Consider the following 16,193-nt stretch of genomic DNA (forward strand, 5'->3'; position numbering starts at 1 on the left):
CCTCAGGCGCCGTCACCGAGGAGTTCGGTCAGCGCGCCCGATGCGATCCCGAACCGGGCGAGCCGGTCGAGGGGCATCGAGCCCATGATCTTCACGATGTCGGTGCCGAGCGCATCACCGCCGTCCGACGCTCCGGCGGGCATCATCCCCGCGATGGCCTTCCCGATCACCGGGTCGGTCAGGGCCTCGGCGAGGGTGGACTGCCAGGTGATCGGGACCGAGTCGTCGTCGCCCATGATGTGCACGGTGTCGGTGACGCGGAGGTCGCGACTCGATGCACCCACGGCGACAACGTAGTCGCCGTCCTCGACGGTCCAGTCGTCGCGGCGCACATCCCAGTAGGCGAGGTCGGAGCGGTCGATCCGTATCGAGACGCGCTCGGACGCAGCGGGTTCGAGGAGGGGCGTGGTCGCGAAGCCCTTCAGTTCACGAGGTGGCCGGGTCACCCGCGAATCGGTTGTCGTGACGTAGACCTGCACCACCTCGCGTCCCGCCCGGTCACCGGTGTTCGTGACGGTGACGTCGACGTCGATGCCGGTGTCGTCGGCGGTGACCGACAGGTCGGTGTGGTCGAAGTCGGTGTAGGACAACCCGTGTCCGAAGGGGAAGGTGACATCCAGCCCGCGGGCGTCGTACCCGCGATAGCCGACGTGGATTCCCTCGCCGTACCGGACGTGCGAGTTCTCGCCGGGGAAATCGAGGTACGACGGGCAGTCCTGCAGGCGGACCGGCACCGTCTCGGTGAGGCGCCCGGACGGGTTGACGGCGCCGAACAGCACGTCGGCGATCGCGCCGCCACCGGCCTGGCCGAGCAGGGCGCCGTCGAGGATGGCCGGGACGACCTCGGCGATCGGCGCCAGGCGCAGCACGCCACCGTGAGCGAGCACCACGACGGTCCGCGGCTGCACCTGCACCACCGCGGAGACGAGTTCCCGCTGATCGGAGGGGATCTCGATGTGTTCGCGGTCGAATCCCTCCGACTCCTGGTCATCACCCAGACCCAGGAACAGCACCGCCACCTCGGCGTCGGCCACGGTGCGGACCGCGTCGTCGCGCAGGGCCGTGGCGTCACCGGACCCGTCGGTGGTGAAGCCGGGCGCGAAGGTCACCGCGTCGGTCCCGGCCTGCGCGCGGATCTCGTCCAGGGGGATGTCGAGACGGGTCGGGTTCACATGCGAGCTGCCGCCACCCTGGTAGCGGGGTGACTGCGCGAACGCGCCGAGGACGGCGATCGAGGTGCCCGGAGCAAGGGGCAGCAGGTCGGTGTCGTTCTTCAGCAACACGATGCTGCGGGCGGCGGCCTCACGGGCGAGGCGGTGATGGGCGTCGAGGTCCGCGGCGACCGAGTTCTCCCGTCCGCGATGCACCCGGTGCGCCAGTCCGGCCACGGCGGCAGCGGCACGGTCGACCGCGTTCGGAGACAACTCACCGGCACGGACCGCCTCGACCACCTCTGCATCCGCCGCGGTACCCGCTCCCGGCATCTCCAGGTCGAGACCCGCACGGACCGCGGCGACGCGGTCGCGCACCGCACCCCAATCGCTGACCACGGCACCATCGAAACCCCATGTCTCACGCAGGAGTTCGGTCAGGAGCCACGGGTTCTCGGCGGCGTAGACGCCGTTGATGCGGTTGTAGGAACACATGACCGTCCACGGGCGCGCGGTCCGGACGACGTGGGCGAACGCACGGAGATAGATCTCGTGCATCGGACGCGGGTCGATGTCGGAGCTCGAACGCATCCGATCTGTCTCGGCGTTGTTCAGGGCGAAGTGCTTCAGCGACGTCCCGACACCGACGCTCTGGACGCCCGTCACCCACGCGGCCCCGAGGACACCGGCGACCACGGGGTCCTCGGACAGGTATTCGAAGTTCCGGCCGCAGCGCGGATCGCGTTTGATGTTGACGCCCGGGCCGAGCAGGACGTCGACGCCGAGCGCCCGCGCCTCCCGGCCGAGCGCCTCCCCCACCCGGTGGACCAGATCGGTATCCCAACTCTGGCCGAGTCCGACCGCGGGCGGGAAGCACGTCGCGGGTTCGCTGCCCGCGAGACCGAGATGGTCACTCGCGCCGGTCTGTTTGCGTACGCCGTGTGGGCCGTCGGTCAGCATGAGCGACGGAACCGACCCGACCGCCTTGGTCGTCCAGAAGTCGGCGCCGCTCCCGAGGGCGGCCTTGTCCTCGAGTGACAGGTCAGACAATGCGGGTTCGGTCATCAGGGCACCTCCACCTGCAACCCTACGGACGGACCCGTGTCGGGACCTGGTACGTGGGGTGGTGAACCCGGCGACGTCAGACGCCCAGTCCCGAACGCACCGAGTCGTCGATGGTGGAGTTGACGCCGCCGACGCGGTAGGACGCGCCGCGGTGACGATCGGGTAGCCGATCCCCCTCGCCGAACAGCTTGTGCCGCAGTGTTCCCGGGGTGTACTCGCGCTCGTACGCGCCACGACGCTCGAGCGCCGGGATGACGTGCTCGACGACATCGCGGAAGGTGCCCGGGGTGACGGCGTAGGCGAGGTTGAAACCGTCGACGTCGGTCTCGTCGACCCAGCTCTGCAGCTGGTCGGCAATGCTCTCACCCGACCCGACGAGCACAGGGCCCATCCCACCGATACCGCCCCACGCGGCGATGTCACCGACGGTCCACTCCTTGCCGGTGTCGGACGCCTGCTGGAACGACGCGACGGCGGACTGGATCGCGTTCGACTCGACGTTGCCGATCGGCTCGTCGAGGTCGTAGCTCGACAGATCGATCCCCATCCAGCCCGACATGAACACCAGCGACCCCTCGGCGCTGGCATAGCTGCGGTACTCGGCGGCCTTGGCCTGCGCGGCCTCCTCGGTGGCGTCGGTGATGATGGTCAGCAGCGTGTAGATCCTGGCGTCGTAGGGCTTGCGCCCGGCGTCGACGAGTGCGGCGCGGACCCTCGAGACCGTCTCGCGCAGCAGCGGTTTGGTGGGAGCCGCGACGAAGATGGCCTCGGCATTGCCGGCGGCGAAGGCGAGTCCCCGCGGTGAGGCGCCGGCCTGGTAGATCACCGGCGAACCCTGCGGCGACGGCTCGGAGACATGGATGCCCGGCACGGAGAAGTGTTCTCCGCGATGGCCGATGTGGTGGACCTTCGCCGGATCGGCGAACACCCCGGCTTCGCGGTCGCGACGCACGGCGTCGCGTTCCCACGAGCCCTCCCACAGCTTGTAGAGCACCTCGAGGTATTCGTCGGCGTGGTCGTAGCGGGCGTCATGGGCGAGTTGGTCGGTCTCACCCATGTTGCGGGCCGCCGACGGCAGGTAGCCGGTGACCACGTTCCAGCCGATCCGGCCCTTGGTCAGGTGGTCGAGTGTCGACATGCGGCGCGCGAACGGGACGGGATGCTCGAACCCGGTGCCGGTGGTGATCCCGAACCCGAGGTGTTCGGTCGCGTACGCCATCGCCGACACCAGCAGCAGCGGGTCGTTGACCGGGGTCTGCGCGCCCTGGCGGATGGCGGCCTCGTCGGTGCCGGCGTAGACGTCGTAGGTGCCCAACACATCGGCGATGAACAGTCCGTCGAAACCGCCGGTCTCGAGCAGCTTCGCCAGCTCCACCCAGTAGTCGAGGGTGGTGTAGTCCCAGGATCGGTCCTGCGGATGGCGCCACAGACCCGGCGACTGGTGGGCGACACAGTTCATGTCGAAGGCGTTGAAACGGATGGGACGCGACACGGACGACTCCTCGATAGACAGACCTGGGTCCATCGTCGCGGCGATCATCGTTTCGCACCACGATTGCGCTCAGCGTGGGTCGGAGGACTCCTCATCGAGGCGGTACACCCGAACGGCGTTGTCGCGGAACACCTTGCGCAGCAGTTCCGGGCCACGCGGGGCCAGCACGTCGAGGAGCGTTCCGACGATGGTGGCGACACTCGCGTTGGGCTTGTCGATGGGGAAGTTCGATCCGAACATCAGTCGGTCGGGGCCGAACAGGTCGGTGGTGTGGGCGATGAGCGGCCCCATCATGTCGGTCAGCGTCGCCTGACTGCCGATGTTGCCCGACGACTGGTGGCCGTACCCGAGGAACGAGAAGGCGACCCCGGAGTGCTTCGCGACAACGTTGCGGCAGGCGGCGACCTCGGCCATCCCGTCGCGCCACCGGGCGAGGATGTCGGCGCGGGCGGCGGCGGTGTGACCGGTGCGGGCGCCCATCGGACCGAACACACCGACCGGGGTGGCGTAGTGGTCGAGGACGATCGTCGCCTCCGGGTACTCGCGCGCCAGCACGGCGACGTCGTGCAACTGATGCGAGTAGACCCACGCCTCGAAGGACAGACCGCGCTCGGCGACCCGCGCGAAGCCGTGGAGGAAGTCACGCGACGCCAGCAGGTGCGGGGTGTCGGTCCAGTCGCGCACCTTCGGGTCGGGGTGGTGCGCCGCCATCGTGCGGATCCCACGGAACGGCGCCCGCTGCGCCGAGCGTTCGTGCATCGACAGCAGCGCCCCGAGGTGGGAGTCGCGGGGTTGCGCGTGACCGACGATGGCCGCGAGGGCCGGGGCGCCGGCGACGCCGAAGGGCAGCGCGTCGATCCAGCGGGTCTCCCCGGCGGGCGCCATCGGATCCGACCCCTGCCACGACGCCTCGATGTGGACCGCCGAGGAGATCGGTGCGCCGGCGGTGGCCTCGACGTCGGCGACGTCGCGCAGATAGTGCTCGGGGAGATAGGGCCGCAGCAGGAAGCGCGGGGTGAGCGCCATCTCGCGATCGGCCTGGTTCGCGAGACGGAAGAGTCGGTCGCCGACGGCGGGCGCAAAACGGTAGACCCGCGCCACGCGGTTCGACTCCCGCGGGGTGGTGACCGGGTCCCACTGGTGCATGTGTGCGTCGACGATGCCCGACACCACACCGGCGAGTGCACCGCGTCCCGAGGTCGCCGACGCGCTATCGTCCACCGACGCAAAGGGTTCCGAGACGCCGGTCGCGTGCTCGGTGTCGTCGTCGGATGGCTCCATGATGTGACTGTACTAACGTGGTGACGGCCCACGCGCGGTGGGCGCGGCGAGATCTGCGGCGAGAGACGACGAAGGGCGAGTTCGGCGATGGGTGGTCACACGCGCCGGGGACTGGCGCTGGTGCGTGAGCGGATCGAGGCCGAGCCCGACCGTTTCGTCGCCGACTTCTACACCCGCCTGTTCACCATCCGCCCGGCCCTGCGCGACCTCTTCGGAGCCACCATGGCCCACCAGCGCGCAGCCCTGTTCGGCGTGCTCGACCACGTGCTGGAGGTCTTCCCCGACACGGCCTCGCACGAGGATCTCGTCGCGCTCCTGGCGCAGCTGGGTCGCGACCACCGCAAGTACGGGGTCGCGCCGGCCGACTACGACGTGTTCTGCAACGCCATGCTCGCCGAGATCTCGGCGACGATGGGCGACGACTACGACCACGAACTCGCCACCATCACCACGCAGGCCCTGATGCTCACCACCGGCGTGATGCGCGGGGCGGCGCAGACCGCGCCGGGGCCGGCGACCTGGACCGCGCGGGTGGTCGAGAAGTTCCGCATGTCGCGCGACCTCGCGGTGGTCCGACTCGTCGCCGACCATCCGCCACCGCACGTGGCCGGCCAGTACCTCGAGGTGTCGATCCCGCAGTGGCCCCGGATGTGGCGACACCTGTCACCGTCGACACCGCCGAACCCGCACGGCGAACTCGAGTTCCACGTACGGGCGATCCCCGGCGGGACGGTCAGCTCGGCGATCGTGGGCGAGACCGCCGTCGGTGACGTGTGGCGGTTCGCCCAGAGTCACGGGACGCTGACGATCGACCCCACACGCGAATCGGTCCTGGTCGCCGGCGGCACCGGCATCGCGCCGATCCGCGCGTTGCTGTTGCAGATGGCACGCCGCGCCGACACCCCGCCGACACGGCTCTACTACGGCACGCGCTACCCCGGCGAGCTCTACGAGGCACCGAACCTCGCCAGGCTGGCCGGTACCAACCCGTGGCTGTCGGTGACGGTGGTGTCGGAGGAGGACACCAACCCGTGGTGGCTGACCCGCACCATCGACGCCGACGCGCTGCACATCCGCCATCGGATCGGCCGTCTCGACGACGTCGTCGGATCGGAGGTCGGTGCCGCGCTCGACGCGGGAGCACCCCCCGACACCCAGGTGGTGATCGCCGGATCGGCACCGATGATCGAGAACACCCGTCGCACCCTGATCATCGCCGGGATACCCGGACGCATGATCGATCACGACCCGATCTGAGCTGAACTGTTACTGCTGAACGGCCGATTCGCCGACCGGCGGCTTGGGCGACGTGGTCGTCGTGGACGTTGTCGTTGATGTGGTCGTGGTGGTGGTCGGCGGGGTCGTGGTGCGGGTGATGGTCCGCGGGGGCTGGGTGACGGTGACGGTGTCGCGCGGGGGCGGTGCCTGCTCGGCGGTCTCGGGGACCTGCTCGACGGGTGCCTCGGCGGTCGTCGTGGTGGTCGAGGGACGTCGCGAGGTGCTGCTCGGCGTCGACGACGTGGTGGTCGGCGCGCTGACCGTCTCGCTCACGACGGCCGGTGTGGGCGAGTCGTCGCCACCGGAGAGCAGCACGACGGCCACCACGATCGCGGCGAGTACCGCGGCGGCGGCCGCCGCGGCGCCGAGGATGAGCCATCGGTTGCGGGCACCGGCGCCCGTGCCGCGGTTACGTCCGTGCAGGGCGGCGCCGTGGGCCGCCGAGAAGGTCGGCTCGTCGGCGATCTGTACGGGCAGCTGCGTCTCGTACTCCAGCGCCGGACCGACACCGGCGAGCGACGCCCCCGGACCCACGACGAACACGCCGCGCCGACCGGCGTCGGTGGTGGGCAGCAGATCGAACGCCGCGGCCACGGTGGCCGCACCGGTCGGTTCGGTGACCGGTTCGCGCTCACCACCGGCCGGCAGTTGCACGGCCCCGACCACGCTGGCCGATTCGGTGTCGACCGCCGCGATGGACAGTTCGTTGAACGGGATCGCGTTCTCGGCGAGATCGATGACGACGACCACGCCGCGCTGATCGGATTGTGCCGCAGCGACATTGGCGAAAGCGAACGGGGTGTCGGTGATGGTGGTGCGGGCGTACCAGTCCGGGGCGCCTGCGGTACCGCCGGTGATCGTGTTGTGCAGCGCGACCTGCATGCTGCGGCGCGCACACGCGACGGTGATCGACTCGACCTCGAACGGGGCGGTCTCGACGAGCTGCGAGATCGCGTCGAACACCGACTCAGGCGAGTCGTCGGCGAGATCGACCACGTTGCGGGCCAGCACGTTGCCGGTGGAGACCTCCATGACCACCGAGGCGATCTGGAGATCGGTGACCGAGACTCCCAACACCTGAGCCATGACCGGGGTACCTCGTTCTCATCGGTGATCTCACCGTCGGTTGCGGCCGACGCTGCTTTCCTGCGCAGACCCTATCGTGATGCCGTGTCGCGGCCGCGGCACATCTGTGGCGTCGTTACGCTCAGGTGATGTCCGACGTCCGCGATGAGCCCGACCACCCGGGTGCGCCCGACGACCGTCGGCCCGCGATCCGCCCGTCGACCGCAGCGGGATCCCTCGGTGACCGATCGCGTGGGGACGAGGCGCCCCGTCCGCAGCGGCCGCAGGTCGCCGTCACGCCGATGCGCGCCCCCGTCGACGACCGCCGACCGCGGGTGATCGACCTCGGCATCGTTATGTGGGTGCTCGCGCTCGTGGCGTTGGCGGCCACGGCCGCCCTCGTCGCCCTCGACCAAGGCCCCGCACGGTCTGAGCTGCGCCGATCCCTGGCCTCGGACAATCCGACGACGGCGCCGCGCGACATCGCCAACACCGTCGACATCGCGATGGTCGCCGCCGGCGGTGTCTGCGTGATCGTGCTGCTGCTGGTGATCTACGGATCGATCCGTCTGCGGGAACGCGTGATCGGCGGTCGCGGGACACTGACGACGATGGGCGTCATCACCGTCGTCGGGTCGATCGCGTTCTGGACCGTGCTGTCGCCCGCGCGCGACGTGCTCAACCCGGCGGTGACGTTCCTGCCCTTCGTGGTGGCCGTGCTCGCGGCGGTCGCGACCGGACTCATGTTCACCGGCGACGTCACCCGCTGGTTGAAGGCCGCGCCGACACGCTGAAACGCTGCATCGATCCCGGGTCAGCGGTCTGTCGGCAGCGCGGCGAGCACACCTTCGGCGCTGCGTGCGGCGACACCGCAGGCCAGGGCGGTGGGCCGGTCGAGCAGGGGGTGCGTCGCGCGCGCCCGCCACGTCCGGATCACGTCGAGCGCCGCGGTGCGCACGGCATCGGTGCCCGCGTCGGGATCGAGACCGAGCCGCACCACCGGATCGATGCCGACACCGCCGACGACGCGGGTCAGCTCCTCGAGGTGGTGCTCCGGCAGGTGGATGGCCCCGGCGCGTACCCGCCCGAGCAGACGCAGCTCGGTGAAGCCGTGGACGTCGGCGAGCATCCGGTGGACGTCGGCGGCGATGGCCGCGGAACCGGGGGCGTCGCTCCCGTCGAGGATGCGCCCGAGGGTGACCAGCGCGGTGTGGCTCTTGAGCTGGTCGGTGCGCTGACCGAACTGCACGTCGATGACCGCGCGGAGTTCGTCGAGCCCGCTGCGCTCGACGAGTTCGGCGGCCAGCGTGGGGCTGTCGGGGCTGCCCAGCCGGATCAGCGTGACCGCCATGCGGACCCCGAACACCCCGAACCGGTCGAGCAGGGCCGCGCGGATCTCCGCCGCGACGGGCAGGTCGGTGGTCGGCGCGGAGAACCGGTCGGCCGACAGCATCGCCAGGGCGAGGTCGTCGGGCGCGACGCCGGCGAGGGCCACCAGGGCGCGGTACTCGACCTCGCGCAGGGTGCGGGCGCCGAGCGCCAGCAGTCCGGCGACCGGGACGACCGCCTGACACAGTCCGGTCCGTTCGAGTTCGGAGGCGAAGCGAGCCGCGACGTCGCGCGCCGACATCATCGCGTCCATCCGGCCGGCACCGATCTCGTCCGCCCGGGACACGACACCCACCACGCCCAGCGGACCCGATTCGCGGCCGATGGCCTGGCCGATGCGTCCCAGCATCGCGGTGTCGGTGTGGGTGAGCGAACGCAGCAGGTAGACGACGGCGTCGGCACCCGACTCCCCGTTGTCCGGGGTGAGCATGTCGACGGTCTGCGCCGAGACCTTCCGCGACAGCGATGCGGTGCCCGGCGTGTCGATGATGGTGGTCGACTGCAGGGTGCGGGCGGGCCACGCGACGTCGAGGCGGTCGACGCGATCGGCGGTGAGCGACCCGAAGTCGAAGGTGAGCCGACCGTCGGGCCGCAGCACGGGGATGTCGATCCGGCGATCACCGTCGTAGGTCGCGGTGACCGTCGGTGTGGTGCCGCGGCGGTACCAGGTGACCACGCGGGTGCACTCGGTCGCGTCGGTCGGTGCGATGTCCTGGCCGACCAGCGCATTGAGAAGCGTCGACTTGCCCGCCTTCAGCGAGCCGGCCAGCGCCAGGCGCAGCGGTTCGTCGAGGCGGTCGGCGCACTCGGTGAGGCTGCGGTCCATCCACGGGTCGTCGTGATGGGCGGCGCGTGCGGCCTCGATGAGCGCTCGCGTCCGGTCGAGGGTGCTCACTGCTTGCGGTGCCGCGCGATCGATCGCGTCGGTGTCGGCTCCGGTTCGCCCTGCGCGACCGGCTGGGCCCGTTCGACCGGGCGGGTCTGTTCGACCGGCCGGGTCTGTTCGACCGCGATCGCACCGGGCGGGGGTTCGAGCTGGTTCGCGACGGTGCGCAGGGCACCGACGGCGTGCAGTTGCGCCTCGAGTTCGGCCATCCGCGTGGTGCGGCGCGCGCTCTGCGCCGAGGCGGCCTCCTGTGCCGACCTCAGCGAATCGTTGACCGATCGCGCGGTCTGGTCGGCGACCGCGGCGAAGTGGTCGCGCAACGCGCGCTGGGTGTGGCGCAGTCGGTCGCGTGACTCCTTGCCGACCTGGAAGCTGACGTCGTCGGTGAACTTGCCGATGGCCTGGCGCGCCTTGGCCCGCCGGCCCTCGATGCGGCCCTCCTTCTCGTCGCGATAGGCCTTGGTGCCCAACAGGACTCCGGCGCCGACCGAGATCGGGTTGATGAGGGTGAGCCCGACGACGGTGGTCAGCAGACCGAACATGAGCACGCCGCCGTACGACCCGCGCATGCCGATGAGCATCTTCTGACCGATGCCGATGCGGCCCGATTCGAGGTCGGAGAGTTCGGTGACGGTGTCGAAGACGCCGTCGAGATCGGAGATGTCGAGATCGGGCAGCACCACCTCGCCCGCGGCCGCGAAATGGTCGGCGACACGCTGCGCGAGCCACACCGTCCGCTGTTGCGCCCACACGAAGTTGTCGCCGACCGCGAGCCCGATCTGGTCGGCGAGCCAGTCGCTCAGCTGCGGCCAGTCCTTGCCGGGATCGCCTTCCTCGACGGCCTTCTCGGCCTCGCGGGTCACCGCGCGCAACCGGTCGCGCAGGTCGTGGTCGATGTCGGAGGCGAGGTCGCCGATGCCGTCGGCGAGGGTCTGCTGCCACAGCGCCGAGGTGGTCTGCATCTGCGCCGCCGCGGCCTGCGCGCGCTGCAGTCCGGCGACCGCGGCGGCCGCGGTCTCGGGGTCGCGCAACGCGGCGAGCTCGCTGCCCAGGGTCAGTGCCAGGTGCTCGGACACCGACCGCAGATCCGACGCCACCGAGGCCCGGGTCATGGTGTCGGCGTGGGCGACGACCCGCTCGCGCAGGTACGCGTAGAGATCCGCGAAACCCGATTCGGCGTTGAGAGCATCGTCGTTGCGGCGCAACGCATGTGACCGCAGCACCGACGAGATGGGCAGCAGGGGGACGTCGATGCCCTCGCGCTGCAGGTGCGCTCGGTCGGCGTCGACGACGGCACGCCAGTGCGGGTACAGATCGGTCTTGCTGATCAGGCACGCCACCGTGGGGCACAGCGCGGTGACCTGCCGCAGGAAGGCGACCTCGGGTTCGGTGAACTCCTGACTGGCGTCGGAGAGGACGAACACCGCGTCGGCGGTCGGGATGAGTCCGAGCGTGGATGCGGCGTGCGGGTTGCCGTGGCCGCCGACCCCGGGGGTGTCGACGAGGACGAGTCCATCGGCGAGCAACGCGCTCGGCGCGGCGATCTCGAGTCGCAGGACGGTGCGGCCGCCGGCGAGCGGACTGCGCGGCGTCACCGCGTGGATGTCGGCCAGCGGGACGGGCACCCGGATGGGCTCGTCGGTCCCGCTGTCGAGGACCAAGTGCGCGGCGGGTTCCGCCGCGTACGACACCAGCGTCGGCACCGCGGTCGTCTCGTCGTCGCCGACCGAGCAGACGTCGACGCCGAGGAGCGAGTTCACGAACTGGCTCTTGCCCTGTTTGAGCGGTCCGACGACGACGATCCGCAGACGCGGGTCGGTGACGCGGGTGCGGGCACCCGCGAGACGCTCGGCGAGGTCGTGGCGATCGACCCCGATCGCGATCTGGGCCATCTGCCCGAGGAGGTCACCCAGCTGCGCCCCCGACGCGTCCTGCTGCGCCGCTGCTCCGTCGGAGCCGGTCGGGATGACGTGCATGGGGAGTCGACGACCTCAACCTGTCGCGTCCACCGGCGGTGCCCGACCGCCGCATGGCCTGTCTGATCTGGGAGTTTGTGGTGCTGTCGGGCCCGCGAACCGCATCGGCCCCGCACGCAAGCGTACGGGGCCGACGCTGTCACACGGTCGTGGGCGGCAGTTCGGGGCAACCGCCCACCGTCGGTGACGAGCTCGCGGTGGTCTCGGTCAGGGCAGCAAGCCGTGTCCGAGGTCCAGATGGTGGTTCTGTGTGGCGGCGGCGTCGGTGTGCGACGCGGTGTCGGCGGTGCCGCCCAGTCCGGTCGACAGACCGTCGGTGAGACCGCCGGTCAGACCCGAGTCGTGCAGGGCCGACCCGTGCGCGCTGCCGTCGGCCGCGGTGGACGAGGTGGTCGCCGCGCCGAAGGTGTGGTCGGCGTCGAGACCCGACCAGCCCTGGTGCGCGGTGAGACCGCTCGTGGCGCCGCCCGTGAGGCCCGCCGCGCCGCTGCCTGCGAGGCCGGCCGTGGTGCCGGTGAGACCATGCAGCGCGCCGTCGACACCACCGGTGCCCGCGGCCGCGCCGGACGCGTCGCCGGTGAGCCCCGCGGTCCCGGTGGTCGAGCCCGCGGAGAGCGAGTGCACCGAATCGAGTGCGCCCTGCAGATTCGCGGTGGCGTCGCCGCCGAGTGCGCTCTGGACACCCGATCCGAGCCCCAGCCCGCCGGCGAGCGATGTACCCGCCCCGGCGAGACCGTGCAGACCGGAGGTGGCCCCGGCGGCGCCACCGGCGTCGAGCGCGGTGGTCGCCGCTCCGCCGATGGCGCCGTCGATTCCTGCGCCCAGGTTCGGCGTGGGGTCCGATCCTGCGAGTCCGAGTCCGCTGGTCAAGGATCCGGCGAGTCCGGTGTTCAGCGATCCGGCGAGGCCGGTGCCGAGCGACGCGGCGCCGGCGAGGCCGGCACCGGGGTCGGCGAGTCCCGCGAGCCGGCCACCGAGATCGCCGCCGAGGTCGCCGCCCGCGGCGAGGGCCGTGGTGAACGCGGTGCCGAGGCCACCCGCGGCGTTCCCGTCCAGCGACAGGGCGCCGCCGAACGCCGAGCCGAGCACACTGCCGGCGTCGAGTCCGCCACCGAGGCCGGCGAGGAGGTCGGTGCCGAGGCCACCGGCGAGCGAGCCGCCGAGCGAACCCCCGAGGGATCCGTCGAACGCCGAGCCGACGACCGCGCCGAGGGATGCCCCGAGGGCGGCAGCGCCGCCACCGCCGAGTCCGAGTGCCGCACCGAGCGCGCCGCCGAGGTCGGCGGTGCCGCCGAGCACACCGGCGAGATCGACGGAGCCACCGAGCGCGGTGGTGAACGCCGCACCGAGCTGCGAGACGAGCGCCGGGTCGACACCGAGTCCGGCGGTGAGCCCGCCGGCGAGGACCGAACCGACGTCGAGACCCAGCGACGGGTCGATCGCACCCGCGGCCACGGCCGCGGTGACCGCGCCACCGAGGGCGGTGCCCAGTCCGGCGGCCGCGGAGCCACCCGCACCGAGGGCGGTGGCGAGCGATCCGGACAGGTCGGCGGCGAGGCCACCCGAGACGAGTGCGGTGAGGTCGGTGGTCGCGAGGCCGCCGACACCGAGCGCGGCGACGAGATCGGTCCCCAGCTCCGCGGCCGCGCCGAGGCCCAGGGCGCCGGTCGCGTCGAGTCCGACGGCGCCGCCGAGCACGGTCGACAGGGCGGTCCCGAGGTCGAGACCGCCGGAGAGGAGACCCGAGACCTGCGCGCCGAGCGAGCCGGAGAGCGCGGTGCCCAGGACGGCTCCGAACGATGCGCCGAGGTCGGCACCGAGGGCGCCACCGGCGCCGAGCGCGGTGCCGAGGATCGCCGACAGGTCGGTGGTGCCGGCGAGAACGCCGGCGAGGTCGACGCCGCCGCCGAGGATCGCGTCGAGCGCCCCGCCGAACTGGCCGATCACGAGGCCGTCCACACCGAGTGCGGCGCCGAGGCCCGCGGCGAGCGTCCCACCCACGCCGAGTGCGAGCGCGGGGTCGATGGTCGCGAGACCGCCGAGGCCGGCCGCTGCTGTCAGCACCGATCCGAGTGATGCCCCCAGGCCGGCGCCGAGTGTTCCACCGGCCGACAGCGCGGCACCGAGGGCGCCGGAGAGCTGGGCGGAGATGTCGCCACCGAGGACGGCCGCGAGGTCGGTCGACAGGACGCCACCGGCGCCGAGGGCTGCGGCGAGGGCGCCACCGAGGTCCACGCCGCCCCCGAGACCCAGTGCACCACCGAGGACGGTCGACAGGGCGGCGTCGAGTCCGACACCACCGGCGAGCAGGCCGGACAGCTGGGCGCCGAGGACGCCGGTGAGCCCGGTGCCGAGCACCGCGCCGAGGGTCGCACCGAGATCGGCCGCTGCTGCGCCACCGAGACCGACGGCGCCGCCGAGCGCCGCTGCGAGGTCGGTGGTTCCCGCGAGCACCGCGGCCACGTCGACGCCCGCGTCGAGCAGGGCGTCGAGGGCGCCGCCGAGTTGGCCGACGAGGAGTCCGTCGAGCCCCAGTGCCGCGCCGAGCTGGCCGGCGAGTGCGGCGCCGGCGGACAGTGCGACGCCGCCGTCGAGCAGACCGCCGACGGTGACGAGGCCACCCAGTGCGCCACCGAGCGCGGCGCCGAGATCGGCGGCGACCGCACCACCGGCGCCGAGGGTGGCTCCGAGCGCGCCGGAGAGCTGCGCCGCGAGACCGGTGTCGAGCAATGCCGCGAGATCACCGGTGAGCAGACCGCCGGCGCCGAGGGCCGCGGCGAGCGAGCCACCGAGGTCGAGGGCACCGGAGAGGTTCAGCGCCGAGGACAGATTGAGGGCCGACGACAGGTCGAGGGCACCGCCGAGGACGGTCGAGAGGGCCGCACCAAGACCGACACCGCCGGCGAGCAGGCCCGACAGCTGGGCGCCGAGGGCACCGGAGAGGCCGGCCGCGCCACCGAGGGCTCCGCCGAGCACCGAGCCCAGCGCGAGACCGAGGTTCGCCGCGACCGCACCGCCGGCACCGAGAACACCCGACAGGGCCGTGCCGAGCGCCACACCGAGGTTTCCGCCTCCGGCGAGGATCGCGCCGAGGTCGATGCCGCCGGCTGCGGCCAGCGCGGCGTCGAGGGATGCCGCCAGGGCTGCGGTGATGCCGCCACCGAGTTCGAGCGCGCCGGTGAACGCGGCGGCCAGGGCGCCACCGGCTCCGAGGACGGCGCCGAGGTCGAGCAGTCCGGTCACGTCGGTGACCGCGCCGAGCGCCGCTCCGAGGGCGAGACCGAGGTCGGCACCGAGCGCACCGCCGGCACCGAGCGCCGCGGAGAGAGCGCCCTGCAGCGAGGCGGTGAGTCCGCCGACGAGTCCCGCGACGACCGAGGCGTCGAGCAGTCCGGTCAGTGCGCCGCCGAGGCCGGCGGTGACACCGAGGGCCGACCCGAGAGCGCCGCCGAGCTGTGCCACGACACCGCCGAGCAGGTTCGCACCGAGGCCGAGCCCGCCACCGAGGACCGCGGCCAGGGAGCCCGCGACACCGAGTCCGGCCGACAGCGCACCGGCGAGATCGGCGGCGAGCGCGCCACCGACACCGACGGCACCGCCGAGCGCCGCCCCGAGGGCTGCGCCGACGTTGGCGGCCAGCGATCCGCCGACGGCCAGGGCGCCGCCGAGCGCGGCACCGACGGTCGCCGTGCCGCCGGCGACCACGACACCGGCCGCGCCGAGCGCCGCGTTGATCGTGCCGGCCAGCTGCACACCGAGACCGGCGGCCAGGCCGAGTCCACCGGTGAACACACCGGCGATGGTGGCGCCGATGTTCAGGAGGCCGTTCGCGTCGAACACGGCGCCCAGACCGCCACCGACGGCCAGGGCCGCGTCGACGAGGGCACCGAGTGCGACTCCGAGTGCGGCCGCGATGTCGCCGCCGACGGTGAGTGCGCCGGCGAGAGCGGCGGCCAACGCGGCCGACAGCTGCGTGCCGATGGCCAGGTCACCCAGGGCCAGGCTGCCCAGCGAGAGGCTCCCGAGGCCCAGGTCGATGAGGTTGTTCGCCGAGATGAGGTTGCTCAGGTCGATGCCACCGAGCGCGATCCCGCCGAGATCGATGTTGCCCAGCGCGAGCGACCCGAAGTCGATGCCGCCCAGGTTCAGTCCGCCCAGACCGCCGACGTTGATGCTGCCGAAGTCGACGCTGCCCAGGTTGATACCGCCGAGGTTGACGCCACCCAGTCCGACCGCGACCCCACCGAGTCCACCGAGGGCCGCCCCGCCCAGGCCGCCGACGGAGATCCCCCCGAGGCCGCCGCCCAGTCCACCGAGCCCACCCGCGGCGGGGGTTCCCGCACCGACGATGGACGCCAGCCGCGATCCCCCCGGGAACAGTCCCGACTCGGCGACCGCCGGCGCCGCGGCGACGATGTCGGCCGGGCAGAGATCGCCCAGGCCGGCGGTGTCGAGGGCGCACTGCGGGTCACTGAGGTACGCCGCGGCGGCCTTGTCGTCGCGCAGCAGGTTGAGGATGAAGTCGAGAACGGCGTTCGTGGGCATCGGGGCTCCTGGATCATTCGAGGCGGCGGTCGACGCCACCTGACTGCTGACCACGCTAGGGACGG

General features: G+C 72.1%; 9 protein-coding genes. 2 read left to right on the top strand and 7 right to left on the bottom strand.

Going from position 1 to position 16,193, the window contains the following annotated elements; translation table 11 throughout:
- Positions 1-2: 2 nt before the first annotated feature.
- The 3 genes from ASG12_RS20410 to ASG12_RS20420 all read right to left on the bottom strand — a co-directional run bounded on the left by ASG12_RS20410 (position 3) and on the right by ASG12_RS20420 (position 4,989).
- Complete coding sequence (locus tag ASG12_RS20410; RefSeq protein WP_055793600.1) at positions 3-2,216, bottom strand: glycoside hydrolase family 3 C-terminal domain-containing protein; 2,214 nt, start codon at positions 2,214-2,216, stop codon at positions 3-5.
- A gap of 76 nt (positions 2,217-2,292) precedes the next feature.
- The gene (locus ASG12_RS20415) at positions 2,293-3,741 is read right to left on the bottom strand and encodes an LLM class flavin-dependent oxidoreductase (RefSeq protein WP_055793956.1); all 1,449 of its coding nucleotides are present in this window, start codon (positions 3,739-3,741) and stop codon (positions 2,293-2,295) included.
- A 36-nt stretch (positions 3,742-3,777) separates the two neighbouring features.
- Positions 3,778-4,989 carry an amidohydrolase family protein gene (locus tag ASG12_RS20420; RefSeq protein WP_082502191.1) on the bottom strand — a complete coding sequence of 404 codons (1,212 nt, stop codon included), beginning with the start codon at positions 4,987-4,989 and terminating at the stop codon, positions 3,778-3,780.
- An 87-nt stretch (positions 4,990-5,076) separates the two neighbouring features.
- On the opposite strand from ASG12_RS20420, the gene ASG12_RS20425 reads away from it, so the two are divergent.
- The gene (locus tag ASG12_RS20425; RefSeq protein WP_055793602.1) at positions 5,077-6,246 is read left to right on the top strand and encodes an FAD-binding oxidoreductase; all 1,170 of its coding nucleotides are present in this window, start codon (positions 5,077-5,079) and stop codon (positions 6,244-6,246) included.
- A gap of 9 nt (positions 6,247-6,255) precedes the next feature.
- On the opposite strand, the gene ASG12_RS20430 is transcribed toward ASG12_RS20425, so the two are convergent.
- Positions 6,256-7,353, bottom strand: coding sequence for a rod shape-determining protein (locus ASG12_RS20430; RefSeq protein ID WP_055793604.1), 1,098 nt, complete (start codon positions 7,351-7,353; stop codon positions 6,256-6,258).
- Positions 7,354-7,481: 128 nt separating this feature from the next.
- Between ASG12_RS20430 and ASG12_RS20435 the strand changes: the two genes are divergently transcribed.
- Positions 7,482-8,126, top strand: coding sequence for a hypothetical protein (locus ASG12_RS20435; RefSeq protein ID WP_055793606.1), 645 nt, complete (start codon positions 7,482-7,484; stop codon positions 8,124-8,126).
- 20 nt (positions 8,127-8,146) lie between these two features.
- On the opposite strand, the gene ASG12_RS20440 is transcribed toward ASG12_RS20435, so the two are convergent.
- From ASG12_RS20440 to ASG12_RS20450, 3 genes are all read right to left on the bottom strand, one after another.
- Positions 8,147-9,616, bottom strand: coding sequence for a dynamin family protein (locus ASG12_RS20440; RefSeq protein ID WP_055793608.1), 1,470 nt, complete (start codon positions 9,614-9,616; stop codon positions 8,147-8,149).
- On the bottom strand, positions 9,613-11,583 hold the full coding sequence (locus tag ASG12_RS20445) for a dynamin family protein (protein WP_082502192.1): 1,971 nt from the start codon (positions 11,581-11,583) through the stop codon (positions 9,613-9,615). The genes ASG12_RS20440 and ASG12_RS20445 overlap by 4 nt, the downstream gene beginning before the upstream one ends.
- Before the next feature lie 207 nt (positions 11,584-11,790).
- Positions 11,791-16,128: an IniB N-terminal domain-containing protein gene (locus tag ASG12_RS20450; RefSeq protein ID WP_055793610.1), complete on the bottom strand. Its 4,338-nt coding sequence runs from the start codon at positions 16,126-16,128 to the stop codon at positions 11,791-11,793.
- Positions 16,129-16,193 lie beyond the last annotated feature (65 nt).

Source organism: Williamsia sp. Leaf354 (genome assembly GCF_001424365.1).
In the GTDB taxonomy this organism is placed as follows: domain Bacteria; phylum Actinomycetota; class Actinomycetes; order Mycobacteriales; family Mycobacteriaceae; genus Williamsia_A.